Annotated in this window: 22 protein-coding genes and 1 tRNA gene; 14 read left to right on the forward strand and 9 right to left on the reverse strand. The window is 65.1% G+C overall.

Going from position 1 to position 18,097, the window contains the following annotated elements:
- Positions 1–4: 4 nt before the first annotated feature.
- The 6 genes from RMP10_RS13755 to RMP10_RS13780 form a co-directional block, all read right to left on the reverse strand.
- Entirely contained in the window at positions 5–790 is a 786-nt protein-coding gene (locus tag RMP10_RS13755) for a hypothetical protein (RefSeq protein ID WP_310570796.1), read from the reverse strand.
- 107 nt (positions 791–897) lie between these two features.
- On the reverse strand, positions 898–1,116 hold the full coding sequence (locus RMP10_RS13760) for a hypothetical protein (RefSeq protein WP_310570797.1): 219 nt from the start codon (positions 1,114–1,116) through the stop codon (positions 898–900).
- 175 nt (positions 1,117–1,291) lie between these two features.
- Positions 1,292–1,639 carry a hypothetical protein gene (locus RMP10_RS13765; protein WP_310570798.1) on the reverse strand — a complete coding sequence of 116 codons (348 nt, stop codon included), beginning with the start codon at positions 1,637–1,639 and terminating at the stop codon, positions 1,292–1,294.
- A 47-nt stretch (positions 1,640–1,686) separates the two neighbouring features.
- On the reverse strand, positions 1,687–2,034 hold the full coding sequence (locus RMP10_RS13770; RefSeq protein WP_310570799.1) for a hypothetical protein: 348 nt from the start codon (positions 2,032–2,034) through the stop codon (positions 1,687–1,689).
- 441 nt (positions 2,035–2,475) lie between these two features.
- Positions 2,476–2,745, reverse strand: a complete 270-nt coding sequence (locus RMP10_RS13775; protein WP_309670835.1) for a hypothetical protein — start codon at positions 2,743–2,745, stop codon at positions 2,476–2,478.
- Entirely contained in the window at positions 2,726–3,505 is a 780-nt protein-coding gene (locus tag RMP10_RS13780; protein ID WP_310570800.1) for a hypothetical protein, read from the reverse strand. Before RMP10_RS13780 ends, RMP10_RS13775 begins: the two co-directional genes overlap by 20 nt.
- On the opposite strand from RMP10_RS13780, the gene RMP10_RS13785 reads away from it, so the two are divergent.
- Entirely contained in the window at positions 3,498–3,740 is a 243-nt protein-coding gene (locus tag RMP10_RS13785; RefSeq protein WP_309670837.1) for a hypothetical protein, read from the forward strand. The two genes, RMP10_RS13780 and RMP10_RS13785, sit on opposite strands and share 8 nt — an antisense overlap.
- Before the next feature lie 99 nt (positions 3,741–3,839).
- Positions 3,840–5,042 carry a hypothetical protein gene (locus tag RMP10_RS13790; RefSeq protein ID WP_310570801.1) on the forward strand — a complete coding sequence of 401 codons (1,203 nt, stop codon included), beginning with the start codon at positions 3,840–3,842 and terminating at the stop codon, positions 5,040–5,042.
- A gap of 17 nt (positions 5,043–5,059) precedes the next feature.
- Here the strand turns inward: RMP10_RS13790 and RMP10_RS13795 are convergent, their stop codons facing one another.
- Entirely contained in the window at positions 5,060–5,212 is a 153-nt protein-coding gene (locus tag RMP10_RS13795) for a hypothetical protein (protein ID WP_310570802.1), read from the reverse strand.
- Positions 5,213–5,347: 135 nt separating this feature from the next.
- Between RMP10_RS13795 and RMP10_RS13800 the strand changes: the two genes are divergently transcribed.
- From RMP10_RS13800 to RMP10_RS13835, 8 genes are all read left to right on the forward strand, one after another.
- The gene (locus RMP10_RS13800; RefSeq protein ID WP_310570803.1) at positions 5,348–6,172 is read left to right on the forward strand and encodes a helix-turn-helix domain-containing protein; all 825 of its coding nucleotides are present in this window, start codon (positions 5,348–5,350) and stop codon (positions 6,170–6,172) included.
- Between the two features lie 56 nt (positions 6,173–6,228).
- Positions 6,229–6,302: transfer RNA gene (locus RMP10_RS13805), tRNA-Arg, on the forward strand.
- The gene (rho, locus tag RMP10_RS13810; RefSeq protein ID WP_345785798.1) at positions 6,296–7,594 is read left to right on the forward strand and encodes a transcription termination factor Rho; all 1,299 of its coding nucleotides are present in this window, start codon (positions 6,296–6,298) and stop codon (positions 7,592–7,594) included. The genes RMP10_RS13805 and rho overlap by 7 nt, the downstream gene beginning before the upstream one ends.
- Before the next feature lie 22 nt (positions 7,595–7,616).
- Positions 7,617–8,078 carry a Holliday junction resolvase RuvX gene (gene ruvX / locus RMP10_RS13815; RefSeq protein ID WP_310570805.1) on the forward strand — a complete coding sequence of 154 codons (462 nt, stop codon included), beginning with the start codon at positions 7,617–7,619 and terminating at the stop codon, positions 8,076–8,078.
- Positions 8,079–9,101: an endolytic transglycosylase MltG gene (gene mltG / locus RMP10_RS13820; protein ID WP_310570806.1), complete on the forward strand. Its 1,023-nt coding sequence runs from the start codon at positions 8,079–8,081 to the stop codon at positions 9,099–9,101.
- Positions 9,098–10,282: a class I SAM-dependent rRNA methyltransferase gene (locus tag RMP10_RS13825; RefSeq protein WP_310570807.1), complete on the forward strand. Its 1,185-nt coding sequence runs from the start codon at positions 9,098–9,100 to the stop codon at positions 10,280–10,282. Before mltG ends, RMP10_RS13825 begins: the two co-directional genes overlap by 4 nt.
- Positions 10,283–10,284: 2 nt before the next feature.
- On the forward strand, positions 10,285–11,361 hold the full coding sequence (locus RMP10_RS13830) for a glycosyltransferase family 1 protein (protein ID WP_310570808.1): 1,077 nt from the start codon (positions 10,285–10,287) through the stop codon (positions 11,359–11,361).
- 11 nt (positions 11,362–11,372) lie between these two features.
- Positions 11,373–12,485: a glycosyltransferase family 1 protein gene (locus RMP10_RS13835; RefSeq protein ID WP_310570875.1), complete on the forward strand. Its 1,113-nt coding sequence runs from the start codon at positions 11,373–11,375 to the stop codon at positions 12,483–12,485.
- On the opposite strand, the gene mutM is transcribed toward RMP10_RS13835, so the two are convergent.
- Positions 12,482–13,270, reverse strand: coding sequence for a bifunctional DNA-formamidopyrimidine glycosylase/DNA-(apurinic or apyrimidinic site) lyase (gene mutM, locus RMP10_RS13840; protein ID WP_310570809.1), 789 nt, complete (start codon positions 13,268–13,270; stop codon positions 12,482–12,484). The genes RMP10_RS13835 and mutM overlap by 4 nt on opposite strands.
- Positions 13,271–13,531: 261 nt before the next feature.
- Between mutM and RMP10_RS13845 the strand changes: the two genes are divergently transcribed.
- The gene (locus RMP10_RS13845; protein WP_310570810.1) at positions 13,532–14,242 is read left to right on the forward strand and encodes a hypothetical protein; all 711 of its coding nucleotides are present in this window, start codon (positions 13,532–13,534) and stop codon (positions 14,240–14,242) included.
- Between the two features lie 239 nt (positions 14,243–14,481).
- Positions 14,482–14,658, forward strand: a complete 177-nt coding sequence (locus RMP10_RS13850) for a hypothetical protein (protein ID WP_171225541.1) — start codon at positions 14,482–14,484, stop codon at positions 14,656–14,658.
- A gap of 104 nt (positions 14,659–14,762) precedes the next feature.
- On the opposite strand, the gene RMP10_RS13855 is transcribed toward RMP10_RS13850, so the two are convergent.
- Positions 14,763–15,083, reverse strand: coding sequence for a hypothetical protein (locus RMP10_RS13855; protein WP_206044394.1), 321 nt, complete (start codon positions 15,081–15,083; stop codon positions 14,763–14,765).
- 734 nt (positions 15,084–15,817) lie between these two features.
- Between RMP10_RS13855 and tdh the strand changes: the two genes are divergently transcribed.
- Together tdh and RMP10_RS13865 are read left to right on the forward strand one after the other, a co-directional pair.
- Positions 15,818–16,840: an L-threonine 3-dehydrogenase gene (tdh, locus tag RMP10_RS13860; RefSeq protein ID WP_309670622.1), complete on the forward strand. Its 1,023-nt coding sequence runs from the start codon at positions 15,818–15,820 to the stop codon at positions 16,838–16,840.
- A 13-nt stretch (positions 16,841–16,853) separates the two neighbouring features.
- The gene (locus tag RMP10_RS13865) at positions 16,854–18,050 is read left to right on the forward strand and encodes a glycine C-acetyltransferase (RefSeq protein ID WP_310570811.1); all 1,197 of its coding nucleotides are present in this window, start codon (positions 16,854–16,856) and stop codon (positions 18,048–18,050) included.
- Positions 18,051–18,097: the final 47 nt, after the last annotated feature.

An 18,097-nucleotide genomic window follows, 5' to 3' on the forward strand; every position in this document is an offset into this window, starting at 1 on the left:
CTATTCAACGGGGCGATTGGGTCGACAAGGACCAAACAGGGACAGAGTCGTCGTCCAACTTTTGAAGGAGCTTCTGTGCTCTCAGGGCGCGGCGGACGGAGCGGGGGTCACTCCACCCGCACAGCTCGGCGATCTCAGCGGCAGAGATCACTCGCTGATTCAGCAGCGCCAGAGCGTACGCACTACGCGCGGCGCGTATGGACTGGGCAAGAGACGGCAAGCCGCTGGCGGCGAGGTAGCGATTGATCGTCTTCTGACTGCAGCAGAGCTCTGCGGCGATGCGCTTGGTCGTCCACATCGCCGGGCTTCTCCTGACGTCATCCAGAAGGGCACGAAGACGATCTGCCTGCGGCCACCGGTGGGCACCGCAGACGGTCGACGCGATCGACTCGATGGCCGCCTGCAGCGGCGCATCGCGCCAGATGGCCGGGAGCAGCGAGAGGAGTCGCCGCACGATCGCGACGCTGTTGGCCTCGGGGGCGGTATAGACGACCGCACGCGTACGAGGGTGTGATGCCTTCCATCCACTCGCGAGTTGCATCAGCTGTTCGTCGCTCATGCCGTGCGCGTTCGGCCAAGACACGGGATCGATGATCAGGTCATCGCATCCTGTGCGCAAGGCGTGCTGGACATCGTCGAGAGAATCGGCTTGGCAGAGCAGCGGCCAATCACCGAACGCGTAGGCTGCGAGCTGGAGACGCAGCAGACTGAAGAGCTGCGTGCTGACGGCCACGACCATACGGCGCGTGTCGATGCGCGTCCCCTGTGGGCGGTCTCGCAGTGGAGTCATGACAGTTGAATTGGACGAGGGGTCGCTGTACGCATTTCGCTGTGTGTACTTCGTGTTGCACATTTCGCGGGGCGCATGCGGCGTTCATCGATGTCCCTCGTGCAGGATCACACGGCCCGCACGGCTGCGGTACGTTGCGGCTCGTGTGGCGACCGATGCCAGCGCGGCTGCCGACGGCCATTCCACAGATCGAGTCCATCACGCATGAGCATCCACTCGCCCGCATCCACTTCCACGTTCTGCTGCCCCGCCCGCAAAGCCATCGGCAGTCGAAACGTGCCGCGTTCCACTCGCTTGTACTCGACCATAAACCGATGCAATCCCACGCGAACAGTGTGATGCGGTCGCGTCGCCTATTCAGGACCACAAACAGATGGCCGCTCATGGGGTCCGCGCCGATCACGCTCGGCGTGAGCGCGGGGAATCCATCACCGCCGCGTCGCAAGTCGCAGAGCGCGGCGGCCACGTGGATCCGGATCGCCGCCGGACAGCGTGAACATCTCAGCCGTACTGCTTGAGCGCAGCCGGCACCGCGCAGATCGCCTCGGGCGCCACACCGCGAACACGAATCATCCGAATCTCCATCGGTGCAGCGTCACCCGCGTCGCCTCGCTCCGGCAGCACGCGCCCGGGATGGAACCCTACCGGTCCGCATTCGGGCACGGGACCGTGCGCGTCCGTCGTCGTGATCCGATAGTAGAGTCGGTGCACCGCGATGCCGTAGCGTCGCGCGAACGCCGCAGGCGACTCGCCACTCCGTCGCCACGCCGCCACGATGCACTGCCCCTTGTCCTCACTCCACACCCGCTGCGTCGCGAGTCGCTGCCCCTCGCTATCCATCATGTCCATCGCCCCTCCTCTCGTTCGTCGTGAACCCACCGAACGAACGCAGATCGCTACCGCACCGCCTCATGGAAAGGTGGTAAATCCGTACGCTTATCCACGGGGTACTCGCCGCGACTGAGTGCCAAGTTGCATAGCGAGATGCCGCCTTTTGAGTGATCGGCCATCTCGACGACCTGAAACCAGTTCTTCAGCAACCGAAACGGCGGCAGTCGGCTTCGGGCGAGCTCGCGCGACAGCTCACGGCGATCGGAAACGCCAAGGGCTGCACAGGCGTCGGCGACGGTGACCGCTAGTCGCAACTTGGCGAACAGTTCCGCCAGCGCACCCATACGAACACGGAGCTCCACCCAATGCAGCTCGACTTTGCCTTCACCGTATGCGCCGGTGTCAAGCAGCATGCATTCCCCCGCCGATTCCCAGTCGACCCACTCGCTTCTCCGTTCAAGACCAAAGGATTCAATACGTGATGCCGCGATTGCGACTTCATTTTTGAAGCGGAATCATTGGTATGCAATAGCGAATTCGCAGATACTCAATTCTCGTTGCCCACCATGTTCTCCGCTTGCCCACCGTGTTCGCTTGCCGCGTATTTACGCGCAGCGCCACGTGTTCTCGTCCCCGGCGCGGACACCTCAATACCGCGCCGCCCCAATCACCCAGCGCACGATCCACGTGCCCGAGGTCTCACCCTCTGCATGCTGCACCAGCGCCGTGAGCGTATCGCCACGCCCCGAATAGCACGCCGGTATTTCCGCCGAGACCGGTAGCTGGACTTCACGGCAACTGCGTCGCGAACGCCAGTCCACCACTTGCGGGTGCGCCGGCCCCGTGAAGTCGCCCTACGCGAAGGCGGGGTCGTACGTGATCGCCGCCGAGCGCTCGCCGGCGAGCATGCCCACGAGCATCGGGAACGACCACGTGAAGGCTGACGCCGGCGCCTGCGAGGGATCGCGCAGCAGCTCCAGCATCACCTCGGCGCGCGCGCCGCGTCGCGTGGTGACGACCAGCGCCACCGAATCGATGGACGGCGACGACAGGTGCCAGCGATACACCATGTTCGACGCTTCGAACACGCCCACCACGGTGCGGTCATCGCGCGCGACTTCCACGCTGCCGAACGCCTGCGCGATGAGCGGGCTCCTCGTTATAGATGCGCGGCACGGATCCGCCGCGCTGCGGTGCGGTAGCGCTATCCGTCAACAGCGCGAACGCCGTCCCGCTGTCGGCCGGCAGCGAGCCCACCAGCAGGCCGTCGTGCCACCCTCGAATAGTCGTACTCGGCCAGCCCATCGCGATCGACCGTCGTGGCTGTGTCGTGGTGCGGTCGAACAGTGTCGCACGGCGCTGCCCGCCGTCCTGCACCGCCAGCACGCTGTCGCCGACGAGCGCCAACGACGTGGGTCGCATCACTTCACGCGGGCCGCCGCCGCTGCGGGTAATGGGCACAAGCCCCGAGCCGTCGCGCTCCACCCGCAGCACGCGCTTCTCCGACATGTCGGAGATGTACACGCGCCCGGCCGCGTCAACCGCGATGGCATTCGGCTTGCCCACGAAGACGCTGTCGGTTTCCACCACCGCCACGCTGTCGATAAGGCTGATCGCGGTCGCGCCGTCGGCCGCGGCGCCATCGCGACCTGCGCGATCAGTCGCGGTACCCCCACACGCCACCATCGCAGCGACCGATGCACTCGCGAAAACGCCCATTCGCGGTCGCATCATCGATGCGCCCGGCACGTTGAAATGCATGATGTCGACCCCGATCTGAAAGAAAACCGCCGATTTCTGAAAGTCGTTGCCCACGGTGTTCGGTAGTTGCCCACCGTGTTCGGTTGTTTTGGTGAGCACCGTGACATGTTGGGGCATGGTCATGCCGCGCGCGCTCCGTGCCGTTCTCGATTCCCTGTCCGACAAAGGGGATCCGACGCTGCGTATTGTCCGCGACCTGCGCGCCATCACGGCTGATCTCGACGCGGCGATCTCGGACATCGAGAAGGCGCCGAACGACGAGGAACGTCGTACGGCCCGCCTGCGACGCGTGCGCGCGCTGCGACACATGATCAACACCCTCACCGAGCTCGAGTCCGAATGGACGCGCGCCAGCTAGTCGACCGGGGCGGGGGCCGACGCCACCAAATGCGTGAATTCATGCGGATGAATGCATTGGCAGTATTGACCCTTACATTGTCACGTATTCCGGAGCTCTATGCGTAAGCCTCTCTCTCCCCTGCAAGCCTTTGCGGCCGACGCGGGCGGTGCCACGGATCGTGGTGTCGACCTCGGCGCACAGCTCATGTCATGGCTGTCGGTGGCACAGTCGGCCGATATGCTGGCAGGCGGTTCCGCGCCTTCCGAGCAGGCGCTGGCCCAGTCTACGGCGCTGTTGGCCGAGTTCGGCGATCAGCGCCCCAGCATGGTGCACGATGCGTTGCCGGAACCTACGGTGCCGATTCCGCGCATCGCCGAGCGTTTTCGCGTGGCAGCCGAAGCCATGGAGATCGCCGGCTGCTACGAGTTGGCGTTTACCACCGTGGCAGCGGTGTGCCGACTCACGGCGCACGCCGATGCGGTCACCGCCACGCTGGCCACGTTGCATTTGGGGCGCATCGCGCGACAGATGAACGACTTCGCCGCCGCACAGGACTGCTACGACCGGGTCGTGGTGCGCGCCACGCGTGAACGTGATGCGCCACTGGCTGCGCGCGGCCACATCGGCCGCGCGCTGTTGAGTGACATGCGCGGCAACATACCGGCGGCCGAAGCGAGTTATCGCAAGGCGCTGAATTTAGCCGTGCCCGGTGGCGGGGCGTACACGATGGCCTGTCAGGGCCTCATTACGTTGGCCATCAATCGCCAGCAGTTGGGCGATGCGCTGTTGTATGGATGGCAGTTACACGACGCGAGTGCCGAAGACTCGGAGTTGCGCTATATCGCACTCTTCGAGCTTTCAGTCGTGGCCCTGCACGCCGGCTTTCCTGAACCGGCCCTGCGCGGCTTCACGCATGCGCTGGAGCGGCTCAGCGTGCCGCGCATGCGATTGCTCGTTTTGGGAGGTGCGATCCGGGCGGCGGCCAAACTCCAAAGGCGTGAACAGGTGGCCACGACACGTGAGGCGATTGAACGGGCGATTCGCGACGCCAACCAGGCGCACGACGCCGCGCAAGTCCTCATCCATGGCGCTGGTGCGCTTCACGAAATCGATGACCTGGACGGGGCTCACGCGATGCTCCGAGCCGGTCGCGATCTCTCCGCGCGCCACGGTTATCACGAGTTCGTGTTCCGCGCCGACGAGATGGAGGCCAGCTGGAGCCGCAGCGCGCCGCGTGAAGCCCCTGCCGTAAAGGTGGTTCCCAAGGTTCGTCAGCGGGCGCTTCGCGTCGGCATCGAACGACTCACCGCATTGCGGTAGCCGGTGACTTTTCAACCTCAGCCCCACGGCCGCATATCCTTGCGCGTCGTATCCGCCGGCGGCGGCGTGTTCGGGTCGCCGTTGTCATTGCCAGTCGGCGTCTGGCATGCTGCGACGAGCGGGGCGATGGTGAGCAGAGCAACAAGCAGCAGGCGGCGGGAATCGATCACGTCATACTCCGGGAAGGGGATACCCAGTGATACGGGCATCTGTCCGGGGGTACGTCATCACGGTGGGCAATCACCGAACGCCGTGGGCAACGACTTTTTCACCATGCCATCGATCCTTTCCACGCCAAGAGCAACGTGACGCCTGAGCTCGGCATCGGATGGATCCCGTCGTCGTCCCCGACGATCGATCGTCTCCGCAACATCGTTCCCTTGGGAGCGGTGGTTGTGCCGTGCGTTGATGAGGTCGAGCTGTTGATCGCCGTGAGCAGTGGTCGCGTGGCACTCACCGTCGTGGAAGCGGGCGGCGGGACCAATGCCCCGGCGCTGCTTGCACTGCGGCGCCTGCGTGAGGGGTTTCCGCAGCACCCCGTGATCGCCTGGTGCGATGTGCGCGCCATCGAGTCGCAGGACCTGCTCGAAATCGCCCGCGCCGGCGTACAGGACTTGGTCCGCCAGGATCTCGACGAACTGCGCCACGTCTTCGCCCGGATCGTGGCCTCGGCCACCCAACGCGTCATCAGTCACCGGATCGTGGATGCGTTGGCCGACGTCGTGCCGCAGCGCTTGCATCCCCTGCTGTCATACGTGCTGGAGCACTCCGATGAGCACCTCGACCGCGATGGCGTGGCCGCCGTGTTCGGCCTGTCACGCCGCACCCTGCAGAACCGGCTCACCGCAGCGCGACTCCCGCCTCTGCGGCCATTTCTGACGTGGTGTCGGATTCTGGTGGCGGCCGGGCTGCTCGACGAGCCGGGACACACGCTCGACTCGGTGGCCTCGCAGCTCGATTTCCACGAGGCCGCCAATCTGCGCATGACGCTGCGGCGCTATACCGGCACCAACATCACGCACCTGCGGGCCCGCGGCGCGTTCACGCAGGCCCTCCGGGCGTTCCGTGAAGAAATTGACCGACGCCCATACGTCGAGGCTTCCTTGCCCCAGTCGTCACCAGCGGATTAACTTGTCCCGTCTAGCCGACGAACGGTGTTCCTTCGGGGATGCCACGATCCGGCGTTGCGCGTGTAGCTCAGTTGGATAGAGCGTCTGCCTCCGGAGCAGAAGGTCGCAGGTTCGAGTCCTGCCATGCGCGTCCGTTCGGCCTGCGGTCACTCTCGTTTCCCATGCCTAGTGCACGTAGCCGAGCTGAAGCGGAAGTCTGTTCCTGAACTCCTGGCGCTGGCCGCGTCATTGCATGTCACGAGTACCAGCGGCCTTCGTAAGCAGGAGTTGATCTTCCGTATCGAGCAGGCTCTGCTCGATGCCGAAACGACGCTGTACGGTGAAGGCGTCCTCGAAGTCCTCCCGGAAGGCTACGGCTTTCTCCGGTCGCAGGACTTCAATTATCTGCACGGCCCGGACGATATCTACGTCTCCCCTTCGCAGGTGAAGCGCTTCGACCTCCGCACCGGTGATACGGTGATGGGGGAAGTCCGCCCGCCGAAGGAGTGGGAACGCTATCTCGCGCTCCTCAAGGTGGAGCGCATCAACGGTGGTGACCCTGAGCAGTCGAAATTGCGTAGCGCCTTCGACAACCTGACCGCGAAGTACCCCGACGAACGCATCCGCCTCGAGCGGAGCAACGGCGAAGTCGCAACCCGTATCTGCGACATCATCGCCCCGCTCGGGAAGGGCCAGCGCGCCCTCATCGTTGCCCCGCCAAAGGGTGGCAAGACGATCCTCATGCAGCAGCTCGCGAACGCGATCATCGAGAACCATCCCGAGATCACGCTCATCGTGCTGCTGATCGACGAGCGCCCGGAAGAAGTGACCGACATGCAGGCCAGCTGTCCCAAGGCCGAGGTCATCTGCTCCACGTTCGACGAAACGGCCGACCGCCATGTGCAGGTGGCCGACATGGTCATCGAAAAGGCCAAGCGCATGGTGGAGTCGGGGCAGGACGTCGTGATTCTGCTCGATTCCATTACGCGACTGGCCCGCGCGCACAACGCCGTGGCCCCGCAGGGCGGCAAGATCATGTCGGGCGGCATGGAAGCGTCGGCGATGCAGAAGCCCAAGGCATTCTTCGGCGCAGCCCGCAATCTCAAGGAAGGCGGCTCGCTCACGATCGTGGCCACCGCCCTCATCGAGACGAACTCGCGCATGGACGAGCTGATCTTCGAGGAGTTCAAGGGCACCGGCAACATGGAGCTCGTGCTCGATCGCAAGCTGGCCAACCAGCGCATCTTCCCGGCCATCGACATCAATAAGTCGGGCACCCGTCGTGAGGAGCTGTTGCTCACGCCGTTCGAACAGCAGCGCATCTATCTACTCCGCGCGTTCCTGGCCGACATGCCGTCCGACGAGGCGCTGCAGTTCCTGATCAAGCGTATGGAACGCGCCGAGAACAACAAAGAATTCTTCGAACAGATGGCGGAACCCTGAAAACCTCTATGTCCTACACGCCATGAATGCTACGACCGGACGCCTCCTCGCTGTGGACTGGGGGGACAAGCGTATCGGGCTGGCCGTCAGTGATGAACTGGGCATGCTCGCGTCGTCCGCCGGCACCATCACGCGCCGCGCGGGCAAACGGCCGCCGATCGCCGAACTGATGCGCCGCGCCGACGAACTCGGCGTGACCGGCTACGTGTTCGGCTTGCCGATCGATCCGGCGGGTCTGGAAACCGATCGCTGCCGCGAAGTGCGCGATGTGGCCGCCAAGCTGATTTCGCGTCAGCCGCTCCCCGTGCGTTTGGTCGACGAGCGCTTCACCACGTCGGCCGCGCTCCGCAGCATCAAGGAGCAGGGCGGCAGCACGCGCGGTCGCAAAGAAGAGGTGGACGCATTGGCCGCCTGCATTCTGCTGGAAGGCGTGCTGCGGGCGTCGGCGCAGGGCGTCACGCTGGGCGAGCTGGTCGAGGCGTAAATGGCACGGCGCTCGCGCTCACGCGGCGGCCTGACCCGTATCCTGTTGCTCTCCGCCCTCGTGGTGGCCGCGTGGTACGCGTACGGCGAGATCGAAGGCGGTGGTGATGGTACCACGTCCAGCGAGCGCGTGATGATTCCCAAGGGCGCATCGATGCTCGCCGCCGCCGAGTCACTGGCGGTGCACGATGTGATCGGATCGCCGCGCTTGTTTCGCTGGTACACGGCGGCCGCCGGACGCGAGCGCACCATCAAGCCCGGCACCTATCAATTTCCATCGGGCGCCGGCTATGCCTATGTGCTCGACGCGCTCGTCACCGGGCGCGGCATCATGCGCACGGTGGTCATTCCCGAAGGCTTCGATCTGCGCGACATCGCGCCCGTACTGACCAAAGCGCTGTCGGTGCCGGAAGACTCCGTGCGGGTCGCCGTGACCGACACCACGTGGCGGCGGAAGCTCAACGTGCCGGCCGCGTCGCTCGAGGGATACCTCTTTCCCGCCACCTACGCGTTCGCCGATGGCACCACGGCGCGCGAGGCGGTGAATGCGATGCTCGAGCGCTTCGAATCTGTCTGGAAGCCCGAATGGGATGCGCGCGTGAAAGCGATGGCGATTTCGCGGCACGATGCCATCACCATGGCGTCCATCGTCGAGAAGGAAGCGCGCAAGCCTGAAGAGCGCGCGCTGATCTCGGCCGTCTACTGGAATCGCGTGAAGAAGGGCATGCTGCTGCAGGCCGATCCCACCGTGCAGTACGCGCTCCCGCAACACGTGGATCGCGTGTTCTACAAGGATCTCGACGTGGAATCGAAGTACAACACGTACAAGTACGTTGGCCTGCCGCCGGGCCCGATCGCCTCACCCGGTGAAGCATCGATTGCCGCTGCGCTGGCGCCGGCCGATGTGCCGTATCTGTTCTTCGTGGCGCGCGCCGATGGCGGTCACGAATTCCGTACCACGTTCGCCGAGCATCAGCAGGCGATCGCCGACATCAAGCGGGCGAAGCGCCAAGGCACACGATGAGTCGCGCTCCCCGTATGGAAGGGGCCGCGGTGGTGTCCCGTCGCGCCGTGCAGCGTCTGCGAGGGGGACATCCGTGGGTGTTCCGTTCCGATGTCGAACGCCGGCCGTCGCAGCCCGCCGGCATCGTGCCAATAGAAGGCCCCGACGGCGCGCCGTTGGGCTTTGCGTTGTGGAGTCCGCTGTCGGAAATCTCGTTGCGTCGTGTCGAGACCGATCTCTCGCGCACGCCCGATGCCGCCTGGTGGCACCAGAAGCTGCGCACGGCGATCGCACGTCGAGCGTCGTTGGCCGGTGAAGCGAACGCGTATCGACTCGTGCACGGTGAAGGCGACGGCTTGCCGTCGCTGGTCGTCGACAAGTACGGCGACGTGCTGGTGGTGCAGTTGCTGTCGGCCGGCGTGGATGCCTGGACCGACACCATCGTGTCATCGCTGGTGGAGCTCACGGGCTGCACAGGCATTCTGGCGCGCAACGATCCCGCCGCGCGCGGTCGCGAAGGGCTGCCGCGCGAAGTGAAGCTGCTGTACGGCGAGGTGCCGCGTACGGTGGAAGTGGTGGAGCACGGCGTGCGCTATCTCGCCGCGCCGTGGGATGGCCAGAAGACGGGCGCGTTCCTCGATCAGCGCGAGAACCGTGTGCTGATCGGATCACTGGCCCGCGGTCAGGCGCTGGATTGTTTTGCGTATCACGGCAGCTTCGCGCTGCATCTGGCCAAGAAGGCCGACCAGGTGTTCGCGCTTGATGTATCGGCGCCGGCCTTGGCACGCGTGCATGAGCATGCTGAGCGTAACGGACTCACCAACATCGAGCCGGTGGAGGGCGACGCCTTCGATATCCTGCGCGCGTGGTACCGCGAGGGCCGTCGCTTCGACACGATCGTGGTCGACCCGCCGGCGTTTGCGAAAACCAGGAGCGCCATCGACGGCGCGCTCCGCGGGTACAAGGACATCAACCTGCAGGCCATGCGCTTGCTGGCGCCGGGCGGCCTGCTGTTCACCGCCAGCTGCAGCTTTCATCTGTCGCGCGGGCATTTCTTCGAGATGTTGCAGGATGCGTCGGCCGACAGCGGGCGCGCGTTCGCGCTGCGCGCCATCACCGGCCAGCCGCTGGATCATCCTGAACTGATCACCGTGCCGGAGACCGGCTACCTCAAGGGTGCCCTGCTCGAAGCGATGAGCTGAGCGTGCATCTCGCGATCGAAGCCATCAAGCTGCTGCATGAGCGTCGTGGCATCGGTCGCTACATGCGCAACCTGCTGCCGCAGTTCGTGGAGCGGGACCCGTCGCTTCGATTCACGATGTACGTGCGGCGCGACGAAGACATCGCGCTGCTGCGGGCACATATGGCCACGCTGCACGCCGCCCTGCCCGACCGCACCACCGTGGCCCACGTGCGCGAGTTGCCGCGCACCGACGCCGATGTGGTGTGGTATCCGTGGAATTTCATCACTGTGGCCGCGCCGCACCGACCGATGGTGGTCACGATGCACGACGTGGCGCCCATGCTGCAGCTGGATCATCGCTGGTGGAAGCTGCTCAAGCGGCTGCGCTTCACGCGCCGCTACCAGCACACGATGCAGCGCGCCGCGGCGGTGCTCACGGTGTCGGAGTTCAGCAAATCCGAGATCGTGCGCTACCTCGGCGCTGACGCCTCGCGCATCACCGTGACGCCGCTCGCGGCCGATGATCTGCCCGTCCAGGGCCCGGATGCGTCGCGCCCGATCGACGCCACGGGCCTTGGCGGTCCGTTCTTCATGACGGTGGGCGGTCAGGAAGGGCGCAAGAATCTGCGCACGCTGTATGCGGCCATGAACGCGCTCTACGCGAATGGTCTGCGTATTCCGCTCGTGCAGTGCGGCCCCGGCATGTCGTCGAACACGCGGGCGATCGCCGGCCAAGCGCCGTGGTTGCATCACGTGGGATTCGTGAGCGACGCCGAGTTGGTCACGCTGTATCGTCGCGCCGTGGCGTTGGTACTGCCGTCGCGCTACGAGGGGTTTGGCTTACCGGTACTCGAAGCCATGCGCGCCGGCTGCCCGGTGATCTGCGCCGACAGCAGCGCCTTACCGGAAGTGGCGGGGAGCGCCGCGCTGCTGTTTCCGTGGGAGGATGCCGCGGCGTTGGCCGCGCAGATGACGCGACTGGCGAACGATCCCGTGTTGCGAGAGGCGCAGATCGCTGCCGGCATCGTGCATGCGTCGCGCTTTTCGTGGTCGCGCGTGGCCGATCAGACGCTCGCCTGTTTCCGTCGCGTTGTTTGACGGTGTCGACGATGCATCTGGCCATCGAAGCCACCAAGCTGCTGGGCGAACGCCGCGGGATCGGGCGCTACGTGCGCAACCTGCTGCGGCAATTCGTGCAGCAGCGACCCGGCATGCGCTTCACGATGTATGTGTCGCGTCTCGACGACGCGGCGCCACTCATAGAATTGTTGGCCTCATGGCACGAGATGATTCCGGCGCGCACCAGTATCGCGCTCATCGATACGTTATCGCAGACCGACGCCGACGTCGTGTGGTATCCGTGGAATCTCATCACGAAAGCGGCGCGCCGGCCGATGGTGGTAAGCACGCTCGACCTCGCGCCCATGCTGCAGCTGGATGATCAGTGGTGGCGCGTGCTCAAGCGACTCAAGTATCGCCGCCGCTATCAGCGCACCGCCGCGATGGCCACGGCCGTGCTCACCATTTCCGAGTTCAGCAAGCGCGAGATCGTGGAACGGTTGCAGGTCGATCCGTCGCGCGTGTCGGTCACACTGCTGGCCGCCGACGACCTGCCACTCGACGACCTCTCGCTCGCCGAAACGCGTCCCCCTCTTCCGGCGCACGCGGCAACGCCCTCCGGCCCGTTCTTCCTCACGGTGGGTGGTCAGGAAGGGCGCAAGAATCTGCGTACGCTGTACGAGGCGATGGCCCTGCTGCATGCGCACGGGATGACTGTCACGTTGGTGCAGTGCGGTCCCGGGATGTCGCCGGCCACGCGCGCGCTGTACGGCGCCGCCCCCTGGCTCACGCATGTGGGATACGTGACCGACGAGCAGTTAGTGGCGCTGTATCGGCGCGCCACGGCGCTCGTGTTTCCGTCGCGCTACGAGGGCTTCGGCTTGCCGGTGCTCGAAGCCATGCGCGTGGGCGGCGCGGTGATCTGCGCCGACGCCAGTTCATTGCCGGAAGTGGCCGGCGAAGCGGCGCTGCGCTTTGCGTGGAACGACGCGCGGGCGTTGACCGCGCAGATGATGCGCGTGCTGCAGGAGCCGGGGCTGCGTGATGCACTCATCGCTGATGGACACGCGCAAGCCGCGCGATTTAGCTGGGCGAAGACGGCGGCCGACACGCTGGCGTGCTTCGACCGCGCCGCAGCCCACGGTGTGTCGCGTGCGGTCTAGCGTCGCTGACAGCGCGGGCAGTAGAAGCTGCTGCGTCCGGCCTGCGGCAAGCGCTTGAGCGTCGCGCCGCAACGGCGACACGGTTCACCGTCGCGGCCGTACACGCGCCAGATCTCGTTCTCGTCCACGTCGTCACGCCCATAGTAGCGCTCGGTCGGCGCCGTCTCGAGCACCAGGCGCACCGCATCGCGCAGGCGCGTCACGCGTTCGCGCGACAACGTGTTGGCGCCGGTGGCCGGATGCACGCGCGCTTCCCACAGCGCTTCCGATGCGTAGATGTTGCCCACGCCGGCGACCAGTTTCTGATCGAGCAGCGCCGGCTTGATCGGTCCGCGGCGTCTCGCCAGCGCGGTGCGAAACCCGTCGACCGTGAAGTCGTCGGTGAGTGGTTCGGGGCCGATCGCCGGCGGCACGAAGGCACCGGCGGCGTGCAGTCGCACCACGCTGAGCGCCCGACTGTCCACTAACGACACGCGCACGCCGTCGGCCGTTTCCAGACGCACCCGCTCGTGGCGCGGGGGCGCCTCACCCGCGCGAGTGAACTCCCAGTCGCCGGTCATCCGGAAATGCACCTCGAGAATCGCCCCGCCCTGCAGATGCACCAGCTGGATCTTGGCTCGGCGTTCCACCCGGTCGATCGTGAGCCCTTCGGCGGCCCGTCTGGCCTCCTCCGGTAGGTGGCACTGTTGGGACGGGTGCAAGGCGTCGAGGCGGGAGATCACGCGGCCGGCGACCGCCGAACGCAGGCGCGAGGCGGCGAATTCGACTTCGGGCAGCTCGGGCATACGGCGGGGGTAAAGGAGACGGGACGGAGGCGCCGCGCGGTAGCACTGTCGCGGCACCATCCCAACTGTAATGCCGAAAGACACTTGGAAGTGCGAGGATCACAAATACGACGCCGATTTCCTCTTGCGTTCCGGCAGGCGACACCTACTTTATCCACATTCCATCCACACCTCTGGGGCACTGCTATCCAATCTCCCCGATCGCTCAAGTACGAGTACGAGCTGTTCGTCGAACGTGAGATCGAGGACTACAAGGACTCGGTGTCGCGCGGCGCGCTGCTCAAGATCGGCGACGAAGCCGTGGAAGTGCTGCGCAAGCAGGATCAGATCGCGCTCACCGAGATGGTCGTGTGGCAGGAAGTCGACCGGCTGATCACCAAACGTCTGCGACTGCCCACGTACGCCACGTGGAAGCGCCGTCGGCTCAAGATGCTCGCGCAGTACCAGACGCCCGAGCACTGGGGCATCGACCCCAACGCGATGCTGGTCCGCGCCCTCGCCGACTCCAGCGATCGGCATGTGCTGGTGGCCGGTGCGGAGCGGGAAGGCCCGGCGCTGTATCTCGCGGCACGCGGGTGTGCCGTGACCGCCGTGGAGCCCGCCGAAGACGCCGTAGAGCGCGTCGTGCGGGCGGCTGAAGCCGCAGGGCTTACCGAGCGCGTTCGTGGCTACTGCGCCGATCTTGGTGGCTGGGCGCCCGACGTGGAATTGCATGGCGTGGTCTGCTCACCGACCGCCTTTGCCGGTCTCACCACGCAGGATCGCGCCCGCGTGATCGAGGTGCTGCAGAGTGCGACGGTCGACGGCGGCGTGCATCTCGTGGAAACGATCGCGGCCGGTACCGAGAGCATGCATGATGGCTTCCCGCTCGAGGAGCTGCGCTCTCGCTACCGCGGCTGGACGATCTCCGTCGAGAAGACCGTGGGACTTCGCGAGACATTCATGGCGCGGAAGGATTTCGCCGTCGCCTAAGCGGCGCTGAGTCGGGAACCGGCACGCGCCTGTGTCGTTTACACACACAGAACTTGAATTTGTGACGTGTCAGTAGGACACCGCCGACGTGGCTCACGTCGGCGTTCGTTTTTAAGTTGTTTAATATCAACACTTTAGAAATTAGCACCAGGTGGCACTGGGCGTGCTTATACAGACTGCGACGAGTCGCTTCTGTGCGACTCTGCAGTGCTCACACTCGGGGTGGAGGATCACCCACAATGCGTCTCAAAGAGTCAGTGCTCGTGCTGCAACAGCGCGAACCCATGGGGATCGTGATCGCCGACGGTGGACCCGGCGATCGTCCGTCGCGTTTCGCCGCCTTCGTGTGGGGTCCGGTGCCCGACGACGAGGTGCTGGAGATCGAGCGCGTGACGGAGTTCGTCGCCGCCTCCTGAACAAGATCGAAGGACATTGAAGGACCTCATGGAAACGTGAAAGGCGCCGGCAGACATGCCGGCGCCTTCGCGTTTATACACCTGCAAACGGCACGAACGCGTAATTACGCGGCGACCGGCGCCGGAGCGACAACCTTCTTGGCGCGCTTGGTGGCCTTGCGGGCACCCTTCTTCGCAGCCTTCTTGGCGCCCTTCTTCGCGGCCTTCTTCGTGGCCTTCTTGGCACCCTTCTTTGCAGCCTTCTTGGCAACCTTGCGGGTCGCCTTCTTGGCGGTCTTACGGGTCGCCTTCTTGGCCGCCTTCTTCACCGACTTCTTCGCGGCCTTCTTTGCGCCCTTCTTCGCGACCTTGCGGGTCGCCTTCTTCGCGACCTTACGGCCACCCTTCTTTGCCGCCTTCTTGGCGGCCTTCTTGGCAGGAGCCATTTCGAAAAATCCTCTCGAGGAGGGTTGGATCGCACTCCCTTTCCCCCGGTGGAAAGGTGAGCTCACACAAGGCGCGGCGCATGCACCGCGGTCTTATGCGCTACACGGTCTCCAGAGGAGTCGTGCAGGTGGATGTCCGCGTCGACCAGCGACGGGACCAGGCAGGAGCACCACACAGCGCAGAAACGCAAAACGCGTAACGCGGCCGCACAGGACGTTCACGAAGGACGGGGGAGATGCGCGCGAGGCAACGAATACCACATCGAATGCCGATGGTGTCGTGGGAGGCGACGACACGAAGACTGCGCGGCTCACGCATCGCCATGGCGACAGCGGAGCAAGCCGTCGCTCCGCGCACAGGCGCGAGCAGCGACGACGAAACCGTGGCCTGAACCGAACTGCGGTTCGCCACGCCAGAGGTGGTCGCCGAAGCGACCGTGGACTGCTCGAGGAACTCGTGCCGTTTTATGGCCACGCGTTGCCGATGAGGATTGCGCACCCTGTTGCCGTGTAGCGGGAACCACGGACACCCGGATGTGGACAGAACACGCAAGTCGTTGAATTCACGCGAATATACGCGTGGATAATTCAAGTGCGCAATAGCGCGTATAAAGAACGCGCGCGATTACATCACCCGAATCCAAAATCGGACGTCGAAATCCGGACTTCCACGCGCTCCGCGCGCGTGCGACTTTTCGCGTTCTGACCGCACGACGATCTCTCCTGGGAGTGACATGAAAGCGCTGGTGAAGCAAACGGCTGGTCGTGGACTGACGCTGACCGAGGTGCCTGAGCCTACGATCCGCGACGACGAGGTGCTCATTCGCGTGCGCAGCGCCGGCGTCTGCGGCACCGACGTGCACATCTACGAGTGGGACGCCTGGGCTTCCGGACGCTGCAAGCCGCCGTTCATCTGCGGCCATGAGTTCGCCGGCGATGTCGTCGCCGTCGGCAGCTTTGTCGAGAGCGTGAAGGTCGGCGACCGCGTCACCGCCGAGGGACACATCGTCGACGAGCGCTCGCTGTTCAGCCGCACCGGCAACGCGCACGCCGACCCGTCCACCAAGATCATCGGCGTCGACCGTGACGGCTGCTTCGCCGAGTACATCGCGATGCCCGCTACCAACGTCTGGCACCTCGACGATTCGATCAGTTACGACATCGGCGGCATTCACGACCCGATGGGCAACGCCTTCCACACCGCGCTTACCGCCAACATTCCGGGCGCGGTCGTGCTGATCACCGGGTGCGGTCCGATCGGCGCCTTCGCCGTTGGCATCTGCAAAGCCGCCGGTGCCGCGCGTATCATCGCCACCGACGTGAACCCCAAGCGTCTCGAGCTCGCCCGTACCATGGGCGCCCACGACGCCGTCCATCCCGACGACGCCAAGGCGGCCGTCATGAAAGCGTCCGACGGCAACGGCGCCGACGTCGTGCTGGAAATGTCGGGCGTTCCCTCGGCCGTGCACCAAGCGTTCGCGCTCTGCCGCCCCGCCGGCCGCGTCAACATGCTCGGCATTCCGTCCAAGTCGATCGACATCGATTTCGCCACCGAGATCATTTTCAAGGGCCTCACCATCTACGGCGTGGTCGGCCGGCGCATGTACGACACCTGGCACCAGATGTCGCGGTTCGTGGCCTCCGGCAACTTCGATCCGACCCCTGTGATCACGCACCGCCTCCCGCTCGAAGCGGTTGATGACGCGATGCACCTGATCAAGTCCGGCGACGCCGGCAAGATCATCTTCCAGCTGTAGACCGGGCTTCCCCATGTCACTCAAGACTGAACTGCAGGCCGAGCTCGACGCGCTCAAGGCCGCCGGCACATACAAGCGTCTCAACTACCTCGAGTCGCCGCAGGGCGCCCGAGTGCGGATGGAAGGACGCGGCGAAGTCATTGTCCTGTCGTCCAACAACTACCTCGGCCTCGCCAACGAACCGGCCGTGGTTCAGGCCGGCATTCACGCGCTCGAGCAGTACGGCGCTGGCACGGCCTCGGTCCGCTTCATCTGCGGCACCTTCACGCTGCATCGCGATCTCGAAACCGCGATCGCCCGGTTCGTGGGCGCCGAAGCCTCGCTCTCGTACGTGTCGGCCTGGAACGCCAACGAAGCGCTCACGCCCACGATCGCCCGCGAAGGGGACTTCGTCGTATCCGACGCGCTCAACCACGCCTCGATTATCGACTCGGTGCGTCTGGCCAAGTCGATCACCAAGTGCACGACGGCGGTCTACAAGCACAGCGACATGGACGACCTGCGTGAGAAGCTGCGCGGTGCGCATGGCGCCAAGCGCAAGATCATCTGGACCGACGGCGTGTTCTCGATGGAAGGCTCAATCGCCAAGCTCCCTGAAATTCTGCAGATCGCCCGCGACCACGACGCCATCGTGGTCATGGACGACTCGCACGCCACCGGCGTGCTGGGAAAAACCGGACGCGGGACGGCCGAGCATTTCGGGGTGATGGGCGAGGTCGACATTATTACCTCCACACTCGGCAAAGCACTCGGCGGCGCGGCCGGCGGATTCATTGCCGGCCCGGCGGCGCTCTGCGACATGATGACGCAGCGCTCGCGGCCGCAGCTGTTCTCCAATGCACTCCCGCCCACAGTGACCGCCAGTTCGCTGGCCGCCATTGAATACACGGAGGCACACCCCGAGCTGGTCACCAAGCTGCACGACAACGCGGCATACTTCCGCGCGGCAATTCAGGAGGCCGGATTCCAGCCGCTTCCGGGTGAGACGCCCATCATACCGATCATCGTGGGCGAGACGGCGCTGGCCATCAAGGTCAGCGAAATGCTGCTCGACCGCGGCGTGTTCGTGACCGGCTTCGGCTTCCCGGTGGTGCCCAAGGGGGAGGCGCGCGTGCGCTGTCAGGTGAGCGCGGCGCACAGCAAGGATGACCTCGACGCGGTTATTTCAGCCTTCAAGGAAGTGGGAAAGTTGGTCGGGCTGCTCCAGTAGTTCCCTCTGCGTGCGCTGCGCAGAGAAATGCCTTTTGGGATCGGATC

It is taken from the genome of Gemmatimonas sp., assembly GCF_031426495.1.
Lineage (GTDB): Bacteria > Gemmatimonadota > Gemmatimonadetes > Gemmatimonadales > Gemmatimonadaceae > Gemmatimonas.

Excerpts from the sequence above, each read along its gene's own strand:
- RMP10_RS13755 (WP_310570796.1), bottom strand. The coding sequence starts at position 790 with ATGACTCCACTGCGAGACCGCCCACAGGGGACGCGCATCGACACGCGC.
- RMP10_RS13765 (WP_310570798.1), bottom strand. The coding sequence starts at position 1,639 with ATGGACATGATGGATAGCGAGGGGCAGCGACTCGCGACGCAGCGGGTG.
- RMP10_RS13770 (WP_310570799.1), bottom strand. The coding sequence starts at position 2,034 with ATGCTGCTTGACACCGGCGCATACGGTGAAGGCAAAGTCGAGCTGCAT.
- RMP10_RS13785 (WP_309670837.1), top strand. The coding sequence starts at position 3,498 with ATGGTCATGCCGCGCGCGCTCCGTGCCGTTCTCGATTCCCTGTCCGAC.
- RMP10_RS13780 (WP_310570800.1), bottom strand. The coding sequence starts at position 3,505 with ATGACCATGCCCCAACATGTCACGGTGCTCACCAAAACAACCGAACAC.
- RMP10_RS13790 (WP_310570801.1), top strand. The coding sequence starts at position 3,840 with ATGCGTAAGCCTCTCTCTCCCCTGCAAGCCTTTGCGGCCGACGCGGGC.
- rho (WP_345785798.1), top strand. The coding sequence starts at position 6,296 with ATGCGCGTCCGTTCGGCCTGCGGTCACTCTCGTTTCCCATGCCTAGTG.
- ruvX (WP_310570805.1), top strand. The coding sequence starts at position 7,617 with ATGAATGCTACGACCGGACGCCTCCTCGCTGTGGACTGGGGGGACAAG.
- mltG (WP_310570806.1), top strand. The coding sequence starts at position 8,079 with ATGGCACGGCGCTCGCGCTCACGCGGCGGCCTGACCCGTATCCTGTTG.
- RMP10_RS13825 (WP_310570807.1), top strand. The coding sequence starts at position 9,098 with ATGAGTCGCGCTCCCCGTATGGAAGGGGCCGCGGTGGTGTCCCGTCGC.
- RMP10_RS13835 (WP_310570875.1), top strand. The coding sequence starts at position 11,373 with ATGCATCTGGCCATCGAAGCCACCAAGCTGCTGGGCGAACGCCGCGGG.
- mutM (WP_310570809.1), bottom strand. The coding sequence starts at position 13,270 with ATGCCCGAGCTGCCCGAAGTCGAATTCGCCGCCTCGCGCCTGCGTTCG.
- RMP10_RS13850 (WP_171225541.1), top strand. The coding sequence starts at position 14,482 with ATGCGTCTCAAAGAGTCAGTGCTCGTGCTGCAACAGCGCGAACCCATG.
- RMP10_RS13855 (WP_206044394.1), bottom strand. The coding sequence starts at position 15,083 with ATGGCTCCTGCCAAGAAGGCCGCCAAGAAGGCGGCAAAGAAGGGTGGC.
- tdh (WP_309670622.1), top strand. The coding sequence starts at position 15,818 with ATGAAAGCGCTGGTGAAGCAAACGGCTGGTCGTGGACTGACGCTGACC.
- RMP10_RS13865 (WP_310570811.1), top strand. The coding sequence starts at position 16,854 with ATGTCACTCAAGACTGAACTGCAGGCCGAGCTCGACGCGCTCAAGGCC.